The organism is Acinetobacter sp. B-6, from assembly GCF_056930735.1.
In genome coordinates this window covers 365,995-386,304 of the sequence record NZ_JBXPBY010000001.1, presented here as the reverse complement: position 1 = coordinate 386,304, position 20,310 = coordinate 365,995, and the positions used below count along the sequence as shown (strand labels likewise).

Genomic DNA, 20,310 nt, shown 5'->3' with positions numbered 1-20,310 from the left:
TAAAAATGTCACAAGAAAATAACCATCAGAATACGCATAATGATTCAACATCAGACGCTAAGTTAAATGCTGAAAGTTCGCATGACAACATCGCCAATACGCAAGCCTCAGATCAAGTTCAGGAACATCAGAACAACTCAAACTCACAGGATGACCGTGTAACCAATGAGGCTGAAAACTCCACATTATCTCAGTCAACTGACGATCCAGCACAAGCAATTCAGCATTCTACAGTCAAGGAAAATGCCTTTAAAAAAAGAACTGTAATTGCAATTGGTTTGATTATTCTCATCATTCTTATCGGATTGATTGCATTTGGATTATGGAAAAGTTACCAACCTAAAACTGTAGATGTTCAAGGTCGTGTAGAAGCAGAAACACTGCATGTCAGTACCAAAGTACCCAGTCGAATTGAGGGTATCTTTGTCAGTGATGGACAAAAAGTGAATAAGGGTCAACTTCTAGTTACTCTAAGCAGTCCAGAAATTGAAGCAAAGAAACAGCAGGCTCTTGCCACCCTACAATCAGCTTTGGCATTGCAATCCACAACTGATCGTGGCTCGCAACAAGAAAATATTGATACCCTCTATGCCAATTGGCAAAGTGTAAAGGCACAAGAAAATCTTGCTAAAGCAACCTACCAACGTGGTTCCACTCTCTTTGCTCAAGGTGTAATTTCACGCCAACGTCGTGATGAAATGTTTGCGGCTGCCCAATCCGCCACGCAAATGAGTGAAGCTGCCTATCAACAATATGCACGTGCCAAACGCGGCAGCACTGCTGAGCAAAAATCAGGTGCTGATGCGCAAGTTGAAATTGCCAAAGCTGCTGTTGCCGAGGCAAATGCGCTAGAAGCAGAAACCAAGCTCTATTCGCCTGTGAATGGTACTGTATCCAAAACCTATGGCAAACCATCTGAATTGGTTGCAATTGGTGTCCCTGTGGTGAGTATTATCCAAGACGAAGAAAAATGGGTCAGTTTAAATGTTAGAGAAGATCAATATGCGCAAGTTTATCAAGCAAAATCACTCGATGGATTTATACCTGCATTAAACAAAACTGTTTCATTTCACATTAAAAACATCGATGCAGAAGGTGAATTTGCAACCATTAAAACCACGCGTCAAACAGGCGGTTATGATATTCGTAGCTTTAAAATTAAATTGACGCCTGCTGAAGCATTGCCTGATTTGAAGGTTGGTATGAGTGTGATTTTTAAACTTCAAGAGCATCAATAAACATGTGGGCGAGCATGCGAAGAGAGCTTCGATATCTGTTTATACATAAGTGGGATTTATGCTTAGTCACACTCGCTCCTTTGTTTGTTATTGTTTTATTTAGTAGCATGTTTTATGCAGGCAAAGCAGAACATTTACCAATTGCCATTATTGATCAAGATCAAAGTGAGTTAAGTCGTAATATCGAGAAATATCTCAGTTACAACCACACACTTTCGATTTATACCGTTTCAAATGACCCAAATCAAGTTGAACATTTACTGAATCAAACCAAAATTTGGGGTTATGTACATATTCCTGTAGGTGCTGAACAAAGATTGGTACAAGCACAAGATGCGCAGATCAGCATTGCATTTAACCAGTCCTATTTCAGTATCGGAAATGGCATTTCATCTGCAATGCTACTCTCAACGGTTGAAGCAATCGGTGATTTTGCACAACACTCTTATTATCAAAACAAAATTCCTTATGCTGAAATCGCGACACCGAATGTTAAAATCTCACCATTATTTAATCCAAATCTGAGTTATGAGTTCTATCTAGAACCTTTTATGATTCCAGCAATTTTGCACCTCTTGCTTTGTTGTTGCGTTGCTTTTGCAGTTGGTCAAGAACTGAAATACGCAAGTGTTAAGCAATGGGTTCAAGGACGATCTGTCTTTACAGCATTGCTGGCTAAAAATATGCTCTATGTATTGATCTTCTGTTTTTGGACATGGGTCTGGATGTTTTGGCTGGTTGAAATTCGAGGTTGGTTTATTGCTGGAAATTTATGGATGATCTTGCTTGGACAATTTTTACTTTATACAGCTTATGCCCTAATCAGTAGCACAGTTGTACTTGCAACCAAAAATTTATCTAAAACCTTTGGCTTTATTGCAGTCTATGGCGGTTCTTCTTTGAGTTTTGCAGGTGTCACCCTGCCTTTGAATAATGCCCCTATCTTCACTCAGTTTTGGGCCAATATTATTCCTTATACACCTTATGCAAAATTACAAACTGAACAATGGGTCGTGGGCAGTCCCATTTTTATCTCGATGCTTCCTCTCGGAATTTTAAGCATTTATTGTATTTTATATGGTGCTATCTCTACTTTGCTCCTAAAAAAAGTGGTTCAAGGGGGCGCAATATGATTAATTTCTTTAAAGCACTCGTTCAACACTATTTTGCCACTTTTAAAAATATAGCGAAAAATTCGTCCATATTGACCACAATGATACTCTCAGTATTTTTTTATAGTTTTTTTTATCCTACTGCCTATAAAGCCCAGACAGCAGAAAACTTACCGATCATTATTGTAGATGAAGAACAAAGCTTTCTCAGTCATGAAATTATTGTCGAAGTTTCTAAAAGCCCCAATGTAGCAATTACAGAAATTACGGGTAATTTTGAACATGCTAAACAAATGGTTCAACAACAAAAAGCCGATGGTATTTTATTGTTGCCTGAGAACTTGTCCAATAGTGTTGTACGGGGCGAAGAAGGCGGTATCGGTTTATATTTAAGTAGTGCTTATTTTCTTAAAACTAAACAAATTGGTTTAGGTCTAGCGACTTCGATTGAAAATACAATTGCAGAGCATGCAGAAAGGTTTGGGAAAATTTCACACTTTCAATTCTCAATTCCTATTCATCAAATTCCACTATTTAATACTTTATCTGGATACGGCAGTTATATTTTTCCAGCAATTGCACCATTAATTATCCATCAGACCATCGTTTTAGGTTTATGCATGCTGCTTGCTGGTTATCGTGAACAATACTGGCGTGCCACCCTGCCTGAGTTTGTTGCGATTTATTTAGCCGCTTTAACCATCGGTTGTTTGGGTTGTTTTTATTTATTTGGTTTTACCTATTGGCTCAATGATTATCCACGAGGTGGAAACTTTTGGGGAATGCTATTTGCAGTACCCATCTTTATTAGCTGTGTAATTGCAATGGCAATGGTTCTAGCAAGTTATCTGGATATTTCAGAACGGGCTGGACATGTTATTGTTTTTACATCAATTCCTTTATTTTTATTATCTGGCGCTGCTTGGCCTTTAGCGGCAATGCCGCATTTGATGCAAGCGTTTGCTCATATTTTACCATCCACACAAGGCATCAATTTGTTTATCCAACTCAATCAAATGGGTGTACCCACTTTCATCTTTATTCCTAAGTTGATCTATCTTGGATCTCTGTTTGCAATTTTGATGATATGGGCTTATCTCCGACTCAGCAAAAGACATAAACAAATAGAATGAATATGTAAAATATAATTTATATAATTAATAAAATTTCACAATAAAATCGAATAATTTAATCAAACTGAATTATTTTTAATCAATTGAACGCATTTTGAATAAAAATATTAGTATTACAGAGTCAAATAGCGTCAGAATACACCATTTTCAAAATACTCTGAATGTTCAGAATCTCCCACCCTAAAGTACCCACATACTTTAGCGGGATTTTTTTTTCATTTTTTTGATAGAGTTTTCTTTTCGCCAAAATCTGAATTTTAAGGGCTCAGTATGAAGAAAATGAGAATTAGCCTAGCTTGGCAAATTGTTATTGCGCTCTTCTTAGGTATCCTTGTTGGTGCATTCTTGCACAACTCTCCTGAACTTCGTAATGACATCGTTGCAAACTTTCTACAACCATTGGGTAAGATTTTTATTAATCTGATCAAAATGATTGTAATCCCACTTGTGCTTTCCATGCTGATTTTAGGGATTGCCAATGCAGGTGACAGTAAAAGTGTCGGTAAATTAGGTTTAAAAACCATTGTTTACTTTGAGATTATTACGACCGTCGCCATCATTGTGGGCTTGGTTGCTGCGAATGTATTCCAGCCAGGCGCAGGCATTGATATGTCTACACTGACAACTTCTGATATTTCTCAATATAAAGAAACGACACAGGAAGTCAGTCATGAAGCTCATGGTTTAGTGAATACCGTTCTTTCACTTATTCCACCGAATATCTTTGCTGCAATGAGCGATGGGCATATGTTGCCAATCATCTTCTTTGCAGTGATTTTTGGTATCGGTCTTGGATCATTATCTAAAGAAACCAAACAGCCTTTAATCGATGTATTGAAAGCTGTTTCTGAAACCATGTTTAAAGTAACGCATATGATCATGATGTTTGCACCGTTTGGTGTTTTCGGTCTGATCGCAGCCACTGTCGCAAACTTTGGTTTCAGTTCTTTATTGCCACTGATTAAACTGGCAGTATTGGTTTATGCAGCAATTCTATTCTTTATCTTTATCGTGCTTGGTTTTGTGGCTAAATTCTGTGGTTTCAGCATTTGGACAATTATCAAAATCTTAAAAGATGAATTGATACTTGCTTATTCGACTGCAAGCTCTGAAACCGTTTTACCTCGTATGATGGAAAAAATGGAAGCTTATGGTGCGCCTAAGTCAATCACCAGTTTCGTTGTACCGATTGGTTATTCATTTAACCTAGATGGTTCTACGCTTTACCAAAGTATTGCGGCAATCTTTATTGCTCAACTTTATGGTATTGATTTAACCATCACACAACAAATTGTTTTAGTGCTTACACTGATGATTACCTCTAAAGGGATCGCAGGTGTTCCAGGTGTGTCTTTCGTTGTGCTATTGGCGACATTGGGCAGTGTGGGTATACCACTAGAAGGTTTAGCATTTATTGCGGGTATTGACCGTATCTTAGATATGGCACGTACAGTATTAAATGTGATCGGTAACGCACTTGCTGTTCTTGTGATCAGTAAATGGGAAGGCAAATTCGATACTGAAAAACAAAAATCTTATAATTTTGATGCCACACATTAATTTTTTAAGATGAAAAACCACCTCCGGGTGGTTTTTTTATGCCTATAGTCAAACCGTCTAATGATTCATACAAGTACTTTGCGATCAATCATTGATATTCAATAATCTATATACTCCTTAGAAGATTTTGATCATTCATATATTTTGCCCTTTTGAATCATTGATGGTCTTGCTATCGTGAGGCGACATGGATGTCGCCATGTTGAGCGGGGGGTATATGAGCAAAAAACAAAGCATTGCTTTGTTTGCAGCACAAGACCCCTGTTAAACAGAAGATTTTTGTTACTTTTCATCTCTGAAAAGTAAAGTATCGCCTGCGCAAAACGTTTTAAACTTTGGAGGTAAAGCTTGGCAGTGCAAGCTTTAGGTTATCAAACAATATATCGATAGCATTCATTTTAGTGATCAAGAGAAATGATATTTTACTGTCTGAATTTTTCATCAAGTTGGCTATATTGTTAAATGCTTAGGAGAGAACAAGCTTTATTATGAGTTATTTACCTTTAAGTATGATAATCAGCATTAATATTTAACATCTTAGCACTGATAAGCATATTGTCTTGATGGTGTATTACCCTGCTTTAAAATAATTTTAATCTGCTCATTTTTATTGACATCAATAAAATCTTGAGTGATATAGCCTTCTTTTGCCACACATAAATGCCAATCGTAAAACTGCACACCATGAATCATTAGACTTTCAACTTTCCATTGCGCTTGCTTTTCAAAGTTTACGACGCCTATTTGGTTGCTGTACTTTTCATCGTATTGGTCATCTATTTTTGCTGGACGTACACTGGTCACTAAGACGACTTTTACATTAGGAATAGCGACTCCCCGTTCATTTACAACATTTACAGTCAGTTGCGGCTTTTGTGTTTTATAAACAGGAAAACATCCTGTTAAAAAGATGAAAAAGGGAATTAAAAGTATAATTCTATTCATGATTTAACTTGTATAACCACAGCTTAATTTTGAGTTTCCTTGAGGTGTTTCATCTATAGCATTTTCGATATTCCAATCGTCGCCTACAACCTTACGTAAATGATAAAGTACTGTGGTTGGCTCCCCTCGAAATACAAAATAATAGCCTTTGGATTGCGTATTTGCCAATTGATGTTTTTGTAATGCAATTTTGATTAGCCGAACCCCAAAAACATCAGTATCAACCGCTAAATCATCCTGTTCAGTATGTGCTGTTTTATAATACTGATGACCTTGTATTCCCACATAAGTATGCCTTCCAATCGTCATCATTTGTTTTGATTTATTTAATTTGACCTGCTTTGGTCCATTTGCGCTAAAGTCACGCAATAATCCCGCAATTTTGCTTTCAGGCTTTTGAAAAATCATGTCGCAATTCAAAGCTTTGATGTCAATTAATGATCCAATTTGAACGCCTTGAGCATGCGTAAATTGCCACCCAAAAAGTATTGAAATCGCAAAGATTATTCTTGTCATATCGAAATCCTATTTTATTTACTCTCATTATTTCTTCAGCGCGATAAGCTTGTCTGATATTTAAAATAATATTAATTGTGAAAGTATAGCGTTAAATAATTTTTGAAATAAGATTAACTTTATAAATCATCATGTTTTTTTATAATTCGTATATACTTAGCATCATTTATAAAGATTAAATGCAAAAAACCACAATCAAGTGGCTTTTGCGATTAAATGTGAATAAAAGTATTGTTTAAGCAATAAAATATGCGCTCAAAATAATCACTATTTGTAGCAGTAAAACTGCACCAAACCATTTCCATCCTTTTTGGCGAAGGATGACCTTTTCTGCTGTTGAATAATTTACTGTTCTTATCATTTTATCACCTCATTCTTGCTACATGTTGGAACACCTTTAGGGCAAAACATTGGTCTTTTAATAGACAATTTATAACAAGCAAGAAATAAACCAACTCAAAAAATGTAACAAATTATCAATGCATTTATTGATGTTCACTCTAAGCTTCCCAGTAAAATTTTTTTTGTTCTAATGGCAATGAATCAATCAATTTTCTTTGTTGAATCCATTCAATGTGAGGACAACAATAGCCATCCAACTCAGCAATAAAATACTGACCTTTTTGATCTATAAGCTCGACTTGCACATAAAAATAATCCCCATATAACGTTAAGGGCTTTAAAAGATGATCACGATCGAAGTCAATTTTAATCATAGCCAAACTTAAATCAGTCAGAAATTTATGATGAATACTTAAATAATGAACTAAATATTCAGAGAATTTTTGATGAACTTTCTCTAAAAAAACATCGTTAATGTCATGGTGTTGATTCAACAATTTAAAAGTAAAGCTCGATGTATTTAAATGCTTTGCATGGCTATACAATACACCTATACCCCAGAACTCATCATAATCATGATAGCGATTGCTAAACTTATCCAAAATAACTCTTGTCACATCCAATAATCTTTTTTTCATTTTTCATACGTATTCAATATTTTCAAACATCATAAATTAAAAAAGCCCCTTACGGGGCTTTTACAATGCATTGGTATAGATCTAATTAACCAATAAACTTACGTACATTACGGAACATACGTAACCATGCACCATCTTCAGTCCATTCTTCAGGTTTCCAAGAGTGTTGAACTGCACGGAAATTCCGTTCAGGATGTGGCATCATAATGGTGGCACGACCATCTTTTGAGGTTACACCAGAAATTGCTTCAGGCGAGCCATTCGGGTTCAATGGATACTGTTGAGTTGCATTACCCAAGCTATCAACATAACGTAAAATAACTTGATTACCCGCATTGAGTGAAGCAAAGTTTTCCGCAGAAGTTTCTGCACGACCTTCACCATGTGCAACAGCGATAGGTAAAATAGAACCTTCCATACCTTCTAAAAGAATAGAAGGCGTTTTTTCAACTTTGACATTGACTACACGTGCTTCAAATACTTCTGAAGTATTACGACGGAAATGTGGCCAGTTGTCTGCACCTGGAATCAGTGGTGCAAGCTGTGCCAACATTTGGCAACCATTACAAATACCTACTGAGAAAGTATTGTCACGATTAAAGAATTTTTCAAATTGATCACGCAACTTCGCATTGAACAATACAGATTTAGCCCAACCGCCACCTGCACCTAAAACGTCACCATAAGAGAAGCCACCGCAAGCAACCAAACCTTCAAAATCATCTAAATCAACACGACCTGAAAGTAAATCACTCATGTGGACATCAACAGTATTGAAGCCGACTTTATCAAATGCAGCAGCCATTTCCACATGACCGTTAACGCCCTGCTCACGTAGAATCATCATGTTTGGACGACGTTCGTTGATATATGGCGCTTCAACAGGTTCATTTAAATCAAATGTTGGTAATGCGATTAAGCCTTTATGCTCACGGTCGCCAATCAATGCAAACTCAGAGTCAGCAGTTTCTACATTATCACGCAAACGCTGGATTTGATGAGAAACTTCAGTCCAAGCTTGTTGTAATTCAGCACGCTCAAGCACTAGACCATTGACAGTAAGCTGATCAGAATCGTTGACTGTACCAACTACAGCAATCGCATCCCTTAAGCTTGATACTGCAACCTCATCAGCCAAAGTTGCCCAATCTGCTTGAGAAATTTGCAATACTGCACCGATTTCTTCAGCAAATAAGCTTTCATTCGTTTGGTTTTCAAGTGACACACCTAAGCGTGAAGCAAACATCATTTCAGCAACAGTTGCCAATAGACCACCATCACCAATGTCATGATAAGCCTTGATTAAACCACGGTTATTCCAGTCTTGTACTAAAGCAAAGAATGCTTTGAAATCGTCAAAACTGTCAACATCTGGCGTTACAGAACCAATTGCTTTATATACCTGAGCAAGAATCGAACCGCCTAAACGGAACTGACCTTTAGATAAATCAATACGGACTAAAACTGATGCTTCGTTTTTCAATTCAGGGGTTAAAGTTTTACGTACATCTAATACAGGTGCAAATGCAGTGATCACACCTGACATTGGTGAAGTGACTGATTTATCTTCACCTTGATCATTCCAAGTGGTACGCATAGACAGTGAGTCTTTACCGACGGGGATCGCAATACCCAAGGCAGGACACATTTCCATACCAATGGCTTTTACACCTTCAAATAATGCCTGATCTTCACCTTTTTGACCTGCTGCCGCCATCCAGTTTGCTGATAATTTAATATCGCTGATCTGTTCAATATTGGCACACATGATATTACTGATTGCTTCGGCAACTGCTAAACGTGCAGAAGCGGCAGGATTTAACAATGCGACTGGTGGACGTTCCCCCATTGCCATTGCTTCACCTGTATAACCTTGCAAACTGGTTGTGGTTACTGCGGCATCGGCAACAGGAACTTGCCAGCGACCCACCATTTGATCACGTGCAACCATACCTGTGATCGAACGGTCACCAATGGTGATCAGGAATGATTTAGAAGCAACTGTTGGATTTTTCAATACGCGGAAAATTGCATCTTTCAAGTCAACTTGAGAAGCATCGAATGCATTACCTTTACGTTCAATCGTTTCATATGAACGGCTCATACGTGGTGTACCACCAAGCATGACTTGCATTGGCATATCCACTGCTTTGTTATCAAACAATGGATCATTCACAGTAAGTTGACGTGCTTCTGTTGCTTCCCCTAATACTGCAAATGGGCAACGTTCACGTGCGCAGATTGATTCAAACAACTCTAATGATTCAGGTTTGATTGCTAACACATAACGTTCTTGTGCTTCGTTTGACCAGATTTCCATTGGCGACATGCCTGGTTCTAATGATGGAATCTTACGAAGATCAAGAATTGCACCTAATTCATGGTCGTTGACCAATTCAGGCATTGCATTGGAAATACCGCCAGCACCAACATCATGCACAGATACGATCGGGTTGAAATCTTCCATTCTCCAACATGCATCGATCACTTCTTGACAACGACGTTCCATTTCTGGGTTTTCACGTTGAACCGAAGCAAAATCTAGATTTTCACCTAATTTACCGCTGTCTACAGAAGATGCTGCACCACCGCCTAAGCCGATCAGCATTGCAGGACCGCCTAAGACGATCAGTAAATCACCAGGTTGAATCGCATCTTTTTCGACATGATCAGGGCGAATGTTACCATAACCGCCTGCAATCATGATCGGTTTATGGAAACCTTTTACTTCACCATTTACGTTTTGTTCAAAAGTACGGAAGTAACCATTAAGTGCGGGACGACCAAATTCATTATTGAATGCAGCACCACCCAATGGACCATCAATCATGATTTGAAGTGGTGAAGCCATACGTGATGGTTTACCGTAATTCTCTTCCCAAGGTTGTTCAAAACCCGGAATATTCAGGTTAGACACCGTAAAGCCTGTTAAACCAGCTTTTGGTTTACCACCACGACCAGTTGCACCTTCATCACGAATTTCACCACCTGAACCTGTTGCCGCGCCAGCAAATGGTGCGATTGCAGTTGGATGGTTATGGGTTTCCACTTTCATTAAGATGTGTGCAGCTTGGCTCTTATATTTATAAACATAGTGCCCAGTTGCTTCATCTTTTTTAGGATAAAAACGTTGCGTATCAAAACCAACAATCACCGATGCATTATCTTTATAGGCTGATAATACGTCTGTCGGAGATTCTTTATAGGTATTTTTAATCATTTGGAACAATGACAATGGTTGTTTTTCACCATCAATTGTCCATTCAGAACCAAAAATTTTGTGACGACAGTGTTCTGAGTTTGCTTGAGCAAACATCATCAACTCGATGTCGTGTGGGTTACGACCTAATTTATTAAATGCTGCTGTTAAATAATCAATTTCTTCATCTGATAATGCAAAACCGAATTCAGAGTTCGCTTTAACCAGTGCGTCTTTACCTTGACCTAAGATATCAATTGAGTTTAACGGCTTAGGTGCAGTTTCTGAGAACAATGCGGATGCATCATCAATTTTATTGAAAACGCTTTCTGTCATACGGTCATGTAAAACTTGTTTCACTTCTTCAGATACTTCAGAAATACCCTTTAAAGTAAACAAAACACCGCGTTCTAAGCGGTGTACAGGCGTATTACAATTGGCAAAAATATCGGTTGCCTTAGACGACCACGGCGAAATTGTACCGACACGTGGCGTGACTAAAATCTGTACTTCATCACTGGTTGCCTGATGTAGTTCAAACGATGCACCATCGTTTAAAAGCTGTAAAGCAGATTGCTGTTGTTGCTCGTTGAGCGCTTGGTCGAAAAGGTAAACCCATTGGCTTTCTATTGATTGAACAGAACTGATTGACGCAAGGCGTGTTAATAGTTGTGTTTGCTTAAAAGAAGAGTGTGCAGGTGCACCGGCAACGATAAACATGCTGTTTTTGGCTCCACGGGCAGGCTTTGGCAACCTACCTCAATGTGACTTGAAGAGAGCGCATATTCTACTGTGAAAGCAAGATTTCAGCTAGTCATATCCAACTTAAAAAATGCTGAAATCTTGCTTTTAAACATTCGATTTACTTTGACTTTCGTCTTTAAACATGATTCGTAACAATTGAATTATTGAGCACGATAACTAGACTCGCCTGTTTTCGGATCTTCTTTTGCGATAATTCCACTTTTTTGATAAAAAACTTTTCCACATGAAATATCTGGTTCAATTTCCCCATCAATTGCATAGGACAATTCAACATTTACATGTCTTAAATCGGGATTTTTGGGCACAGAATCTATAAAAAATACATCTAAACTTTCCATGTTATAGCAAACATAAATTTTTTCAGGATGTGCGTTTTTATTCAGATCAATTGTATAAAGGTGGTCTGCTGTTTCTGTCATCCTGTCTAATTTGAGGGCAACCGTATTCACTAGATCACCATCATGATCTATCGCATAAGCATATTTTGCTGTTTCATTTTGATAACCTTCATTGCAGTTTTTTATTGGTTGTCCAATTTTTACTTTGCTTGGCGTAATATCCTCTGCAGTAAATTTAGATTTTCCATTCAACATACTGCTCGGTATGATGCTCCAATACACTTTTCCTTGTGCATCTGGATCATCTGTCCAAATACAATTACTGGTCAGATGACCATCTGAGGTTTTCTGAAAAGTAAAAGTTGCTAAAGCTTGATCTGCTGGTTCAGGCTTCACAGGAATGCTTTCTTCGATTTCAAATTTACTCTCTTCGGTTTTTTTCTGAGTTTCAATTTGTTTATTTTGGCTGCTTAAGTTTTTATCAGTTTGATTACATCCTGACAAAAAAATTATGAATAGCAATATAAATTTATTATTCACTGAATACCCTTCATTATTTTGCGTTGCTCTAACAACATACGTTGCATAGTCGGCGGATCATAGCTATAAATCCCTAAGTTTGGATCAAATTCCACTCTATTTATCTGATTTTTATCTTCCAATTTATAGTTAGAAAAAATAAATTTATTACCTTTATATTGGATCTTTATTGGATAATATGACTGGCCTTTTACAGGAATAAAAGAAAGTTTTGAATCAAACTTGTGCGCTTTAGGTCTATAAAACATTTCTGTTGTGTCCTCACTCGCATTTGAGACTAAATAGCTCCGTAGAAACTCATCCTCTTTCAGACTTAAGACGTACCAATCTGAGTACTGCGCTCCATTATTTGTTATAGCATATAATCTGAAAAAACTTCCCTTTCTATCTGCGCCAATTAACCTAATATTTGAAGCAATTTCAGGTACACTCAACTTACTCAGGGAGATTTCAAAGCCTTCATAAGAATCAATGCCTTCATAATTTATTGGTGTTCGAGTAACCAATTGATATTTTCCAGTTTTTAATTGCTTAAATAGATAAAGTTCCAATTTAGGATCTGTAATGCGTATTTCTCGTCCAGTACCGTTCATTTCAAATATTTCGACTGGAAGTAAAAAACGCTTTTCCTTTTTTATATTTTTGAATTTAATAACTTTATGGGGGAAAACGACGATATTTTTCTCAATGAGTTTTTTACCCTCAACACAATTACATTTTTCATAGTATTTATATTCAACAGCAGTAAATAACTTTGTATTTGAATGTGAAAATTGTGAATCATTCATTTGTACAATCTCAAAAGGATACAAAGTTTTAACTATATTATTGAGTTCAAAACTTTCTAATTCTATTTGTTTCATCTCATCTGAATTAAATACCTGATTTTGCCCAGTTTGCTTGTGAGGATAAAATGTGTAATCAATTATTGTACGTTCTTCAAATGAGCGTAGCCCCAATGCATTTTCGGTAGTAGAAATTTCTTTTGAAGGATCAATAATAGAATAGTCTTTAGCATGGGCATAAATGATTGCTAAACATAAAATAACCACAAAACTTATGAATTGATTTATAAAAGTCACTTACTAAACCTAATTATTTATCATTTATAAATCATAATTTTAGCATTTATTTTTTAAATTACTCAATCACTGTAAAATTAAAGTCAAATTGGTAATACTCTTATTTTTAGTTAATTTAATAAATAGAAAGCCAAAGCCCCTATAATTGTTTAAATTTAGGTGGTTTACCAGACATATAGGTCATTCTGATTGCATCCTGCTATGTTTCTCATATGAAAATAAATCAACAACATGACAACTTATGTCGCCCAGCTCTAGTACATCTTCCATAAATTTGGCATCATACAATTAACGAAAAAATGATAAATGATAAATGACTCAAATGCGTTGGTTAGAACTTCTCTCAACTGTTCGTTTAGGAAGTAAGAAACAAAGTACAGAACAAGCACGAAGCCCTTTTCATAAAGACTATGACCGCATTATATTTTCACAAAGTTTTAGACAACTGAATCGTAAAACTCAAGTCCATCCACTGACTCAACACGATGGTATCCATACACGACTCACGCACTCTCTAGAAGTTTCATGTATTGGTCGTTCATTGGGTATGCTGGCAGCCGAAAAAATACAAAAAGAACTTCCAATCTGGATTTCCCCAGCCGATGTTGGCGCAATCATACAAGCAGCATGTTTAGCACATGATATTGGCAATCCACCTTTTGGGCATGCTGGTGAATATGCCATTCGTGAATGGTTTGACGATGCAGCACATACTGATTTTTTAAAAGACTTAAGTCCTGAACAACAAGCCGATGTTCGTCAGTTTGAGGGTAATGCGCAAGGATTACGCTTGCTGACCAAAATTGACTACCATCCTCATGATGGAGGAATGCGCTTAACTTACGCAACGTTAGGAGCTTACTTAAAGTATCCGTGGTTATCCCAAACCATAGAATCTCAAGGTAATACACCTGCTAGTAAACGGGCAAAATTTGGCTGTTATCAAGCTGAGAAAGAAATCCTCAAACAAATTGCAGACCAACTTGGCTTAATTCAATTAGGTGAATATCGCTGGTGTCGCCATCCTTTAACCTATTTATTAGAAGCTGCAGATGATATTTGCTATGCCTTAATTGATTTAGAAGACGGGATTATTCTCAACATGCTTTCTTATGAAGAAGTTGAACCTATTTTTCTTGATTTATTAGGAGATTTTGGCGTTCCTGCTGAATTAAATATGCCCTATACCACTTGGCAACAAAAGATTGCAGCATTACGTGGTCGTGTGATGAAACGTTTGGTTGAAGAAGTCACGACTGCTTTTGCAAAGCAACATTTCCAAATTATATCAGGACAACTCAAAGGCTCTTTATTGCAATACTGTTCTGAAGATATTGAACTGGGAATAGATCGTGCCAAAAACCTCGCTCGTGAAAAGATCTTTGAACATCCACAAAAGTCAGGGTTGGAAATTATTGCACATCAAAGCCTGCAACATATCTTAGATGCATTTATTCCACTGACCACACCACATAAAACTTTAAGTTTTAAAGATGGTCGCTTGATGTCCATTTTAGAACGTTTTGGCGCACGCTTTAGTGATAACCACTATGACAATATTATGCAAGTTCTTGATATTGTCAGTAAGTTCTCAGATCACCAAGCCTATAATTTGGCGCAAGAACTTCAAGGGAATAAGGTAGGGTTTTTCTGATGACATCACGCTATATTGATGATGGAGTGTATAAATCTCAGTTTATTTTTGCCGATCAATGGGTGCATTGCCCTGACTGCGAAACCCCAGGAGTCATCCATTATCAAAAGTTAGACAAAACAACGTTCAGCTGTGAATGCACTTCGCATTTTGTATTTACATGTCGTAAATGCAACCGTCACTTAGACAGTCATTCTAAAGAATACAATAAAGAATTTAATGGTCATTACTATGTTTATGTTACTGAACGCTGTCATTTTTGTGGTGGAACTCAACTCAGTGTAAACCAGAAAATACATCATCTTAAAAATCCAGTGACACATGTAAAGGCAATTTGTCCTATATGCAATAAGACTTCTCAACTCAGCGTAAAACCACGAGATATCGACTATGCCAACGCAAATCGACTTAAGCATACGCAATTTGGGCTTAAACTGTATTTAACGGCGCATACCCGACTTGGCAATCTCTACATACACAATCCTGAGCATTTACAAGTACTCAAGTCCTTTGTTCTCGCTGATTTACGTGAAAGAACACAAAATACAGGAAATTCCAGTTATTTTTCTCGCTTACCTGCTTGGATAAAATCTGCACGAAATCGTAAAGAAATCCTTAAAGCAATTTTGCGTTTAGAGCAAATGGCATCTACTATTCAACCATGAACAAAATTAAGTGAACCAATGCAATGATCGGATGTCTTATCGGTGAAGTCTTCGCTTTAGAAGCACCAACAGTACTTTTAAATGTTAATGGAGTGGGCTATGAAATTGACACCCCACTTTCAACATTTTGCCAACTGCAAAAAGGACAACAGGTCACCTTATGGACGCATTTAGCAGTTCGTGAAGATGCTCAATTGTTATATGGCTTTTCAAATGCGCAAGAAAAAACCATTTTTCGTACCCTACTCAAAGTAAACGGTGTGGGTCCTAAAATGGCTTTGGGTATTCTTTCTACCTTAAGTGTAGAAATGTTAGTGCATACTGTTGAAAATGGTGACGTCAAAACTTTAGTTAAAGTTCCAGGTGTCGGTACCAAAACAGCGGAACGCTTAATGATTGAACTTCGTGATCGTTTTAAGGCATTTTCGACAGGCAACACTTCAAATAACTCGACTACAGCTCAAATACAATTTACAGGTAATTCTGCTGTTGCTGAGGCTGAAGCAGCATTACAATCGTTAGGTTATAAACCTTTAGAAGCACAAAAACTGATTAATGCCGTGAAAGCAGACTATACTGAAGCAAGCGACATCATCCGTGCTGCACTCAAATCCATGAATAAATAAGACAGATCAAAATACTCATGCAAGACCGTTTAATTAGTGGGACTGAAAAACCTGAAGATCATTTTGATCGTGCCATACGCCCAACATCATTGGATGACTACATCGGTCAGCCTGTAGTTCGTGAGCAAATGGAAATCTTTATTGGCGCTGCACGTGGTCGTGGTGAAGCACTTGATCATACTTTAATTTTTGGTCCACCGGGTTTAGGTAAAACCACTTTAGCCAATATCATCGCACGTGAAATGGGTGGAAATCTTAAATCAACTTCTGGTCCTGTTTTAGAGCGTGCAGGTGATTTGGCAGCCATGCTGACCAATCTTGAAGAAGGCGATGTGCTCTTTATTGATGAAATTCATCGCCTTTCACCAGTGATTGAAGAAATCCTTTATCCTGCTATGGAAGATTATCAGCTTGATATTATGATCGGTGAAGGTCCAGCCGCACGTTCAATTAAGCTAGATTTGCCACCATTTACCTTGGTTGCCGCAACAACTCGTGCAGGTCTACTCACCTCTCCATTACGTGATCGTTTTGGGATTGTGCAACGTCTTGAGTTCTATTCCGTTGAAGATTTAACCCACATTGTGGCTCGTTCAGCACATTTAATGGATGTGCCTACTACACCTGATGGTGCAAAAGAGATCGCTCGAAGAGCACGTGGAACACCTCGTATTGCCAACCGTTTATTACGTCGTGTGCGAGACTATGCACAAGTCAAAGGAACAGGTGAAGTCACTCAAGAAATGGCGCAACGTGCCTTAGATATGCTGAATGTTGATAAAGATGGGTTAGATACACTCGATCGTCGTTATTTGTCGATGTTATTAGAACGCTTTGATGGTGGTCCAGCAGGTGTTGAAGCTTTAGCCGCTGCGATGGCTGAAGATTCTGGTACTTTAGAAGATGTGATTGAACCTTATTTGATTCAGCAAGGCTATGCGATGCGTACAGCACGCGGACGTATTGCGACTAATCAAGCTTATTTGCAATTTGGTATGACGCCCCCCGAATCCAAGTAAGTTAGATCGGGAATATTAAATATTCCCGATCCCTATTGATGGTTTTGTATCCATCAAGATAAAAATTCTTTGGATTAATTTTAAATACAAAAAATCAATGCTTTAATTTATAAGATATCGAAACTCTATCAGGATAAAGTTTCGATATAAGCTCATGCTAGAATTTAAAGGTAGTACTCAATTGAACTCGGCGCCCTTCTTGAGTATTTTTATATCGATTATAATAATCTCCACCTACTTTTTGATAATCAACAAAGTTTTTATCAAATACGTTGTATAAACCAACACCGATATCTACCTTCTCATTTACGCTAAAGTTCCAACCTACATGCATCAAAGCATAGGCTTTAAAATCCCCTAAAGCATTATAAACAGCTTCATTAACAACAGGTACACTATTATAATAATCTGGTGTAAAACGAGCACGTTTACCTCGATATTCACCTCTCGCCCATAATTGAATTTTATCATCAGCTTGCCATTTCAGTGATGCATTCGCCATATGTTTAGGCGTATCATTTAGAGGTGGATTACCTATCGCTTTATCCTGAATCTCTGTTTCAGTCCACGTATAGTTCAAACCCAATTTCCAGGTTGGTACAAACTCCCAATTTAAACCAGTTTCAATACCATAAATATCAGCTTTTTGCGCATTGATTGGACGTCTAACACTCCAAGTACGTGAACCTGTATCACCAGATTGCATTAACCATGGTGTACCAATGCTTGCCATATATTTTTCACAATCAGCTTTTATTATAGCGTCCTTGGCATCACAGGTTCTCTCTGTAGGACCAGTAACAATCTTATCTTTTACCTGACTGTAAAATGCAGTGATATTGGCATCAAAATTGGATTGATTATTAAAATAAGTACCGAACTCAAGGTTACGACTTGTTTCTGGTTTTAGATCAGGGTTACCAAAAAGTGGCGTTCGCCCTTGTCCACCAACATTATAAATCCCATTGGTCAAACGTTCTAAGCGAGGTGCTTTATATCCCTCACTATAACCACCTTTAAGGGTCCAATTATCATTTGCATTCCATACCAAATAGGTTCTAGGTGTCCAAAAGGAGCCAAAGGTATCATGATTATCAAAACGCAAACCCGTTGTGAGAGCCAAACTTGGAGTAAGTGCCCATGTATCTTCTGCAAAAACACCAATCTGTTTAAAAGAAACGTCTTTATTTACCCTTAATCCATCTTTAATACTGGCATCCCACCATTGTCCACCGAGGGTAATGTTGTGTGCATCAAAATATTGCGTCGCTAATTTAGTATCAAAAATCGTATCTTTACTCTCTAAAAGTCGAGGGTTAATTGCGTTTGAACCTGCTTGTGCACGGGATGGAATAAGTCGACCTATTGTTTCGGTCTGGGTATTACTAATACTCGAATCTAAAGTCCCTATCTTATTACGCCATGTATGCGCAAGTACGATTCGATTTCGATTATATTCTTGAGCTTTGTCATAGCCTCCATTTGCACCCAATGTGCCCAATTGAGCTTTACTGTTGTCATACCATTGCTCAGTTTTTTCATACTCTAAGTAAAGATCATGCTGTTTTGTTGGTGTTAGTGCTAAACGAGCACCAACAGTATCAATCGCTGATTTGGTCGGATTATCTCCTCTATCAAGTATTACAGCATTATCACTTTGGTCGAGATAACCGACATTGGACTGAGCTCGTCTAGCTGTTCGTGTACGAAGCTGTAACCCCAACAAATCTTTAATAATTGGACCTGTTATAAAAGAATCTACAGCACGTTGATTACCAAAATTAGAACTGTTTGGCAGTAAGGTTGCTTCTATGGTCGAACTACCTGTCCATTCATTGGATACTTTTTTAGTAATGATATTGACAACCCCCCCCATTGCATCTGATCCATAAAGTGTTGAAGCAGGTCCTCGAATCACCTCAATCCGTTCAATTGCTGAAATCGGCGGAATAAAACTATTGTTGGATTCACCGAATCCATTGGGAGTAATATCTCCTGTACTGTTTTGACGGCGACCATCGATTAGCACCAAAGAATATTCAGCATCCATTCCTCGAATTCGAATATTCAGTCCCCCTGTTTTTCCAGCTTGAGGGCTAATATCAACACCTTCAACATCGACTAACGCATCTGCAATAGAGTTTATACGTTTATCTTTTAAATCTTTTTCGGTAATCACCGTAATACTGGCTGGTGCATCTTTTAACTTTTGCTCGTAGCCTGCAGCTGAAACAACAATAGTGGCAAGTTGTTGAGCAGAATTCACTTCTGCATTGTTATTTGCATAGACTGTGCTTGTTGTAATACCTAAAAGCGCTATCGAAACAGGACGAAGATTAAACTTTCTCATACATAAAATTCCATAGGATGGACGAGATCAGATTTGAAAAATATGCAAACATAAATAATAAGTATTCTCATTTGCATCAAAAGCCGTACAAAACTTATCAGAAATAGTGAAGAATTAATACATTTAAAATTAAATATTACTTAAATGTAATTTTCAGAATCATAAATAGACTGCAATCAATGCTTATCTTTCTTGTTATCTACAACAGATCATATTCCAAGTTATGACAGCTTGATGAGCAATAGCCTCATCACGCTTATAACAGCGATTTAATAATCAATGCCGCTTGATGAATTGCCAGACTTGCTCCATGGGATTCAATTCTGGGGAATAGGGAGTTAATTTTAATCAGATAACATTGTCTTAATTGAGTGAAGGTTGATGCTTGATGATCCACCAAAAAAATTTTTAACAGCCCATATTGAGGCTGGATATACTGTTAAATTTATGTTGTGCTCGAGTTTTAAGCTCGCTGCATTTTTTATGAAAATACCATAAAAAATCATTGCCGAAACAGAGCTATTATGCTCATCTTCGATAATCATTAAGATTTTTTTTCATTATTCACTTTTTCAAAACAGTGAAAAG

At 37.4% G+C, this 20,310-nt stretch carries 16 protein-coding genes; 8 read left to right on the top strand and 8 right to left on the bottom strand.

What is annotated here, in order from left to right; genetic code table 11:
- Positions 1 to 5: 5 nt before the first annotated feature.
- The 4 genes from AC1Z3T_RS01740 (at position 6) to gltP (ending at position 5,043) form a co-directional block, all read left to right on the top strand.
- A complete protein-coding gene (locus AC1Z3T_RS01740) occupies positions 6 to 1,238 on the top strand; it encodes an HlyD family secretion protein (RefSeq protein ID WP_100885520.1) in 1,233 nt (410 codons plus the stop codon).
- Positions 1,239 to 1,240: 2 nt separating this feature from the next.
- Entirely contained in the window at positions 1,241 to 2,371 is a 1,131-nt protein-coding gene (locus tag AC1Z3T_RS01735) for an ABC transporter permease (RefSeq protein WP_100885521.1), read from the top strand.
- Entirely contained in the window at positions 2,368 to 3,483 is a 1,116-nt protein-coding gene (locus AC1Z3T_RS01730) for an ABC transporter permease (protein WP_483396446.1), read from the top strand. Before AC1Z3T_RS01735 ends, AC1Z3T_RS01730 begins: the two co-directional genes overlap by 4 nt.
- A gap of 270 nt (positions 3,484 to 3,753) precedes the next feature.
- Entirely contained in the window at positions 3,754 to 5,043 is a 1,290-nt protein-coding gene (gene gltP, locus AC1Z3T_RS01725; protein ID WP_004824615.1) for a glutamate/aspartate:proton symporter GltP, read from the top strand.
- 537 nt (positions 5,044 to 5,580) lie between these two features.
- On the opposite strand, the gene AC1Z3T_RS01720 is transcribed toward gltP, so the two are convergent.
- The 7 genes from AC1Z3T_RS01720 to AC1Z3T_RS01690 all read right to left on the bottom strand — a co-directional run bounded on the left by AC1Z3T_RS01720 (position 5,581) and on the right by AC1Z3T_RS01690 (position 13,408).
- A complete protein-coding gene (locus AC1Z3T_RS01720) occupies positions 5,581 to 5,988 on the bottom strand; it encodes a hypothetical protein (protein ID WP_100885523.1) in 408 nt (135 codons plus the stop codon).
- Positions 5,989 to 5,991: 3 nt separating this feature from the next.
- Complete coding sequence (locus tag AC1Z3T_RS01715) at positions 5,992 to 6,504, bottom strand: hypothetical protein (RefSeq protein ID WP_100885524.1); 513 nt, start codon at positions 6,502 to 6,504, stop codon at positions 5,992 to 5,994.
- A gap of 235 nt (positions 6,505 to 6,739) precedes the next feature.
- The gene (locus AC1Z3T_RS01710; RefSeq protein ID WP_009584508.1) at positions 6,740 to 6,865 is read right to left on the bottom strand and encodes a KGW motif small protein; all 126 of its coding nucleotides are present in this window, start codon (positions 6,863 to 6,865) and stop codon (positions 6,740 to 6,742) included.
- Between the two features lie 139 nt (positions 6,866 to 7,004).
- Positions 7,005 to 7,463, bottom strand: a complete 459-nt coding sequence (locus AC1Z3T_RS01705) for a hypothetical protein (RefSeq protein WP_419319908.1) — start codon at positions 7,461 to 7,463, stop codon at positions 7,005 to 7,007.
- A 106-nt stretch (positions 7,464 to 7,569) separates the two neighbouring features.
- The gene (gene purL, locus AC1Z3T_RS01700) at positions 7,570 to 11,403 is read right to left on the bottom strand and encodes a phosphoribosylformylglycinamidine synthase (RefSeq protein ID WP_483396445.1); all 3,834 of its coding nucleotides are present in this window, start codon (positions 11,401 to 11,403) and stop codon (positions 7,570 to 7,572) included.
- A 185-nt stretch (positions 11,404 to 11,588) separates the two neighbouring features.
- The gene (locus AC1Z3T_RS01695; protein WP_100885526.1) at positions 11,589 to 12,326 is read right to left on the bottom strand and encodes a hypothetical protein; all 738 of its coding nucleotides are present in this window, start codon (positions 12,324 to 12,326) and stop codon (positions 11,589 to 11,591) included.
- On the bottom strand, positions 12,323 to 13,408 hold the full coding sequence (locus AC1Z3T_RS01690; RefSeq protein WP_100885527.1) for a hypothetical protein: 1,086 nt from the start codon (positions 13,406 to 13,408) through the stop codon (positions 12,323 to 12,325). The genes AC1Z3T_RS01695 and AC1Z3T_RS01690 overlap by 4 nt, the downstream gene beginning before the upstream one ends.
- A 313-nt stretch (positions 13,409 to 13,721) precedes the next feature.
- Between AC1Z3T_RS01690 and AC1Z3T_RS01685 the strand changes: the two genes are divergently transcribed.
- Genes AC1Z3T_RS01685 through ruvB form a run of 4 tightly spaced genes read left to right on the top strand, consistent with a single transcriptional unit; the run spans position 13,722 to position 17,372 of the window.
- On the top strand, positions 13,722 to 15,062 hold the full coding sequence (locus AC1Z3T_RS01685) for a deoxyguanosinetriphosphate triphosphohydrolase (protein ID WP_058967434.1): 1,341 nt from the start codon (positions 13,722 to 13,724) through the stop codon (positions 15,060 to 15,062).
- Positions 15,062 to 15,727 carry a hypothetical protein gene (locus AC1Z3T_RS01680; protein ID WP_100885528.1) on the top strand — a complete coding sequence of 222 codons (666 nt, stop codon included), beginning with the start codon at positions 15,062 to 15,064 and terminating at the stop codon, positions 15,725 to 15,727. Before AC1Z3T_RS01685 ends, AC1Z3T_RS01680 begins: the two co-directional genes overlap by 1 nt.
- A gap of 23 nt (positions 15,728 to 15,750) precedes the next feature.
- Entirely contained in the window at positions 15,751 to 16,353 is a 603-nt protein-coding gene (gene ruvA / locus AC1Z3T_RS01675; protein WP_100885529.1) for a Holliday junction branch migration protein RuvA, read from the top strand.
- Between the two features lie 17 nt (positions 16,354 to 16,370).
- Complete coding sequence (gene ruvB, locus AC1Z3T_RS01670) at positions 16,371 to 17,372, top strand: Holliday junction branch migration DNA helicase RuvB (protein ID WP_004824631.1); 1,002 nt, start codon at positions 16,371 to 16,373, stop codon at positions 17,370 to 17,372.
- A 157-nt stretch (positions 17,373 to 17,529) separates the two neighbouring features.
- Here the strand turns inward: ruvB and AC1Z3T_RS01665 are convergent, their stop codons facing one another.
- Positions 17,530 to 19,722 carry a TonB-dependent receptor domain-containing protein gene (locus AC1Z3T_RS01665; protein WP_100885530.1) on the bottom strand — a complete coding sequence of 731 codons (2,193 nt, stop codon included), beginning with the start codon at positions 19,720 to 19,722 and terminating at the stop codon, positions 17,530 to 17,532.
- Positions 19,723 to 20,310: the final 588 nt, after the last annotated feature.

Coding starts and splice junctions, on each gene's coding strand:
- ruvA (WP_100885529.1), top strand. CDS start 15,751: ATGATCGGATGTCTTATCGGTGAAGTCTTCGCTTTAGAAGCACCAACA.
- AC1Z3T_RS01730 (WP_483396446.1), top strand. CDS start 2,368: ATGATTAATTTCTTTAAAGCACTCGTTCAACACTATTTTGCCACTTTT.
- AC1Z3T_RS01740 (WP_100885520.1), top strand. CDS start 6: ATGTCACAAGAAAATAACCATCAGAATACGCATAATGATTCAACATCA.
- ruvB (WP_004824631.1), top strand. CDS start 16,371: ATGCAAGACCGTTTAATTAGTGGGACTGAAAAACCTGAAGATCATTTT.
- AC1Z3T_RS01735 (WP_100885521.1), top strand. CDS start 1,241: ATGTGGGCGAGCATGCGAAGAGAGCTTCGATATCTGTTTATACATAAG.
- AC1Z3T_RS01680 (WP_100885528.1), top strand. CDS start 15,062: ATGACATCACGCTATATTGATGATGGAGTGTATAAATCTCAGTTTATT.
- AC1Z3T_RS01715 (WP_100885524.1), bottom strand. CDS start 6,504: ATGACAAGAATAATCTTTGCGATTTCAATACTTTTTGGGTGGCAATTT.
- purL (WP_483396445.1), bottom strand. CDS start 11,403: ATGTTTATCGTTGCCGGTGCACCTGCACACTCTTCTTTTAAGCAAACA.
- AC1Z3T_RS01710 (WP_009584508.1), bottom strand. CDS start 6,865: ATGATAAGAACAGTAAATTATTCAACAGCAGAAAAGGTCATCCTTCGC.
- AC1Z3T_RS01685 (WP_058967434.1), top strand. CDS start 13,722: ATGACTCAAATGCGTTGGTTAGAACTTCTCTCAACTGTTCGTTTAGGA.
- AC1Z3T_RS01720 (WP_100885523.1), bottom strand. CDS start 5,988: ATGAATAGAATTATACTTTTAATTCCCTTTTTCATCTTTTTAACAGGA.
- AC1Z3T_RS01665 (WP_100885530.1), bottom strand. CDS start 19,722: ATGAGAAAGTTTAATCTTCGTCCTGTTTCGATAGCGCTTTTAGGTATT.
- gltP (WP_004824615.1), top strand. CDS start 3,754: ATGAAGAAAATGAGAATTAGCCTAGCTTGGCAAATTGTTATTGCGCTC.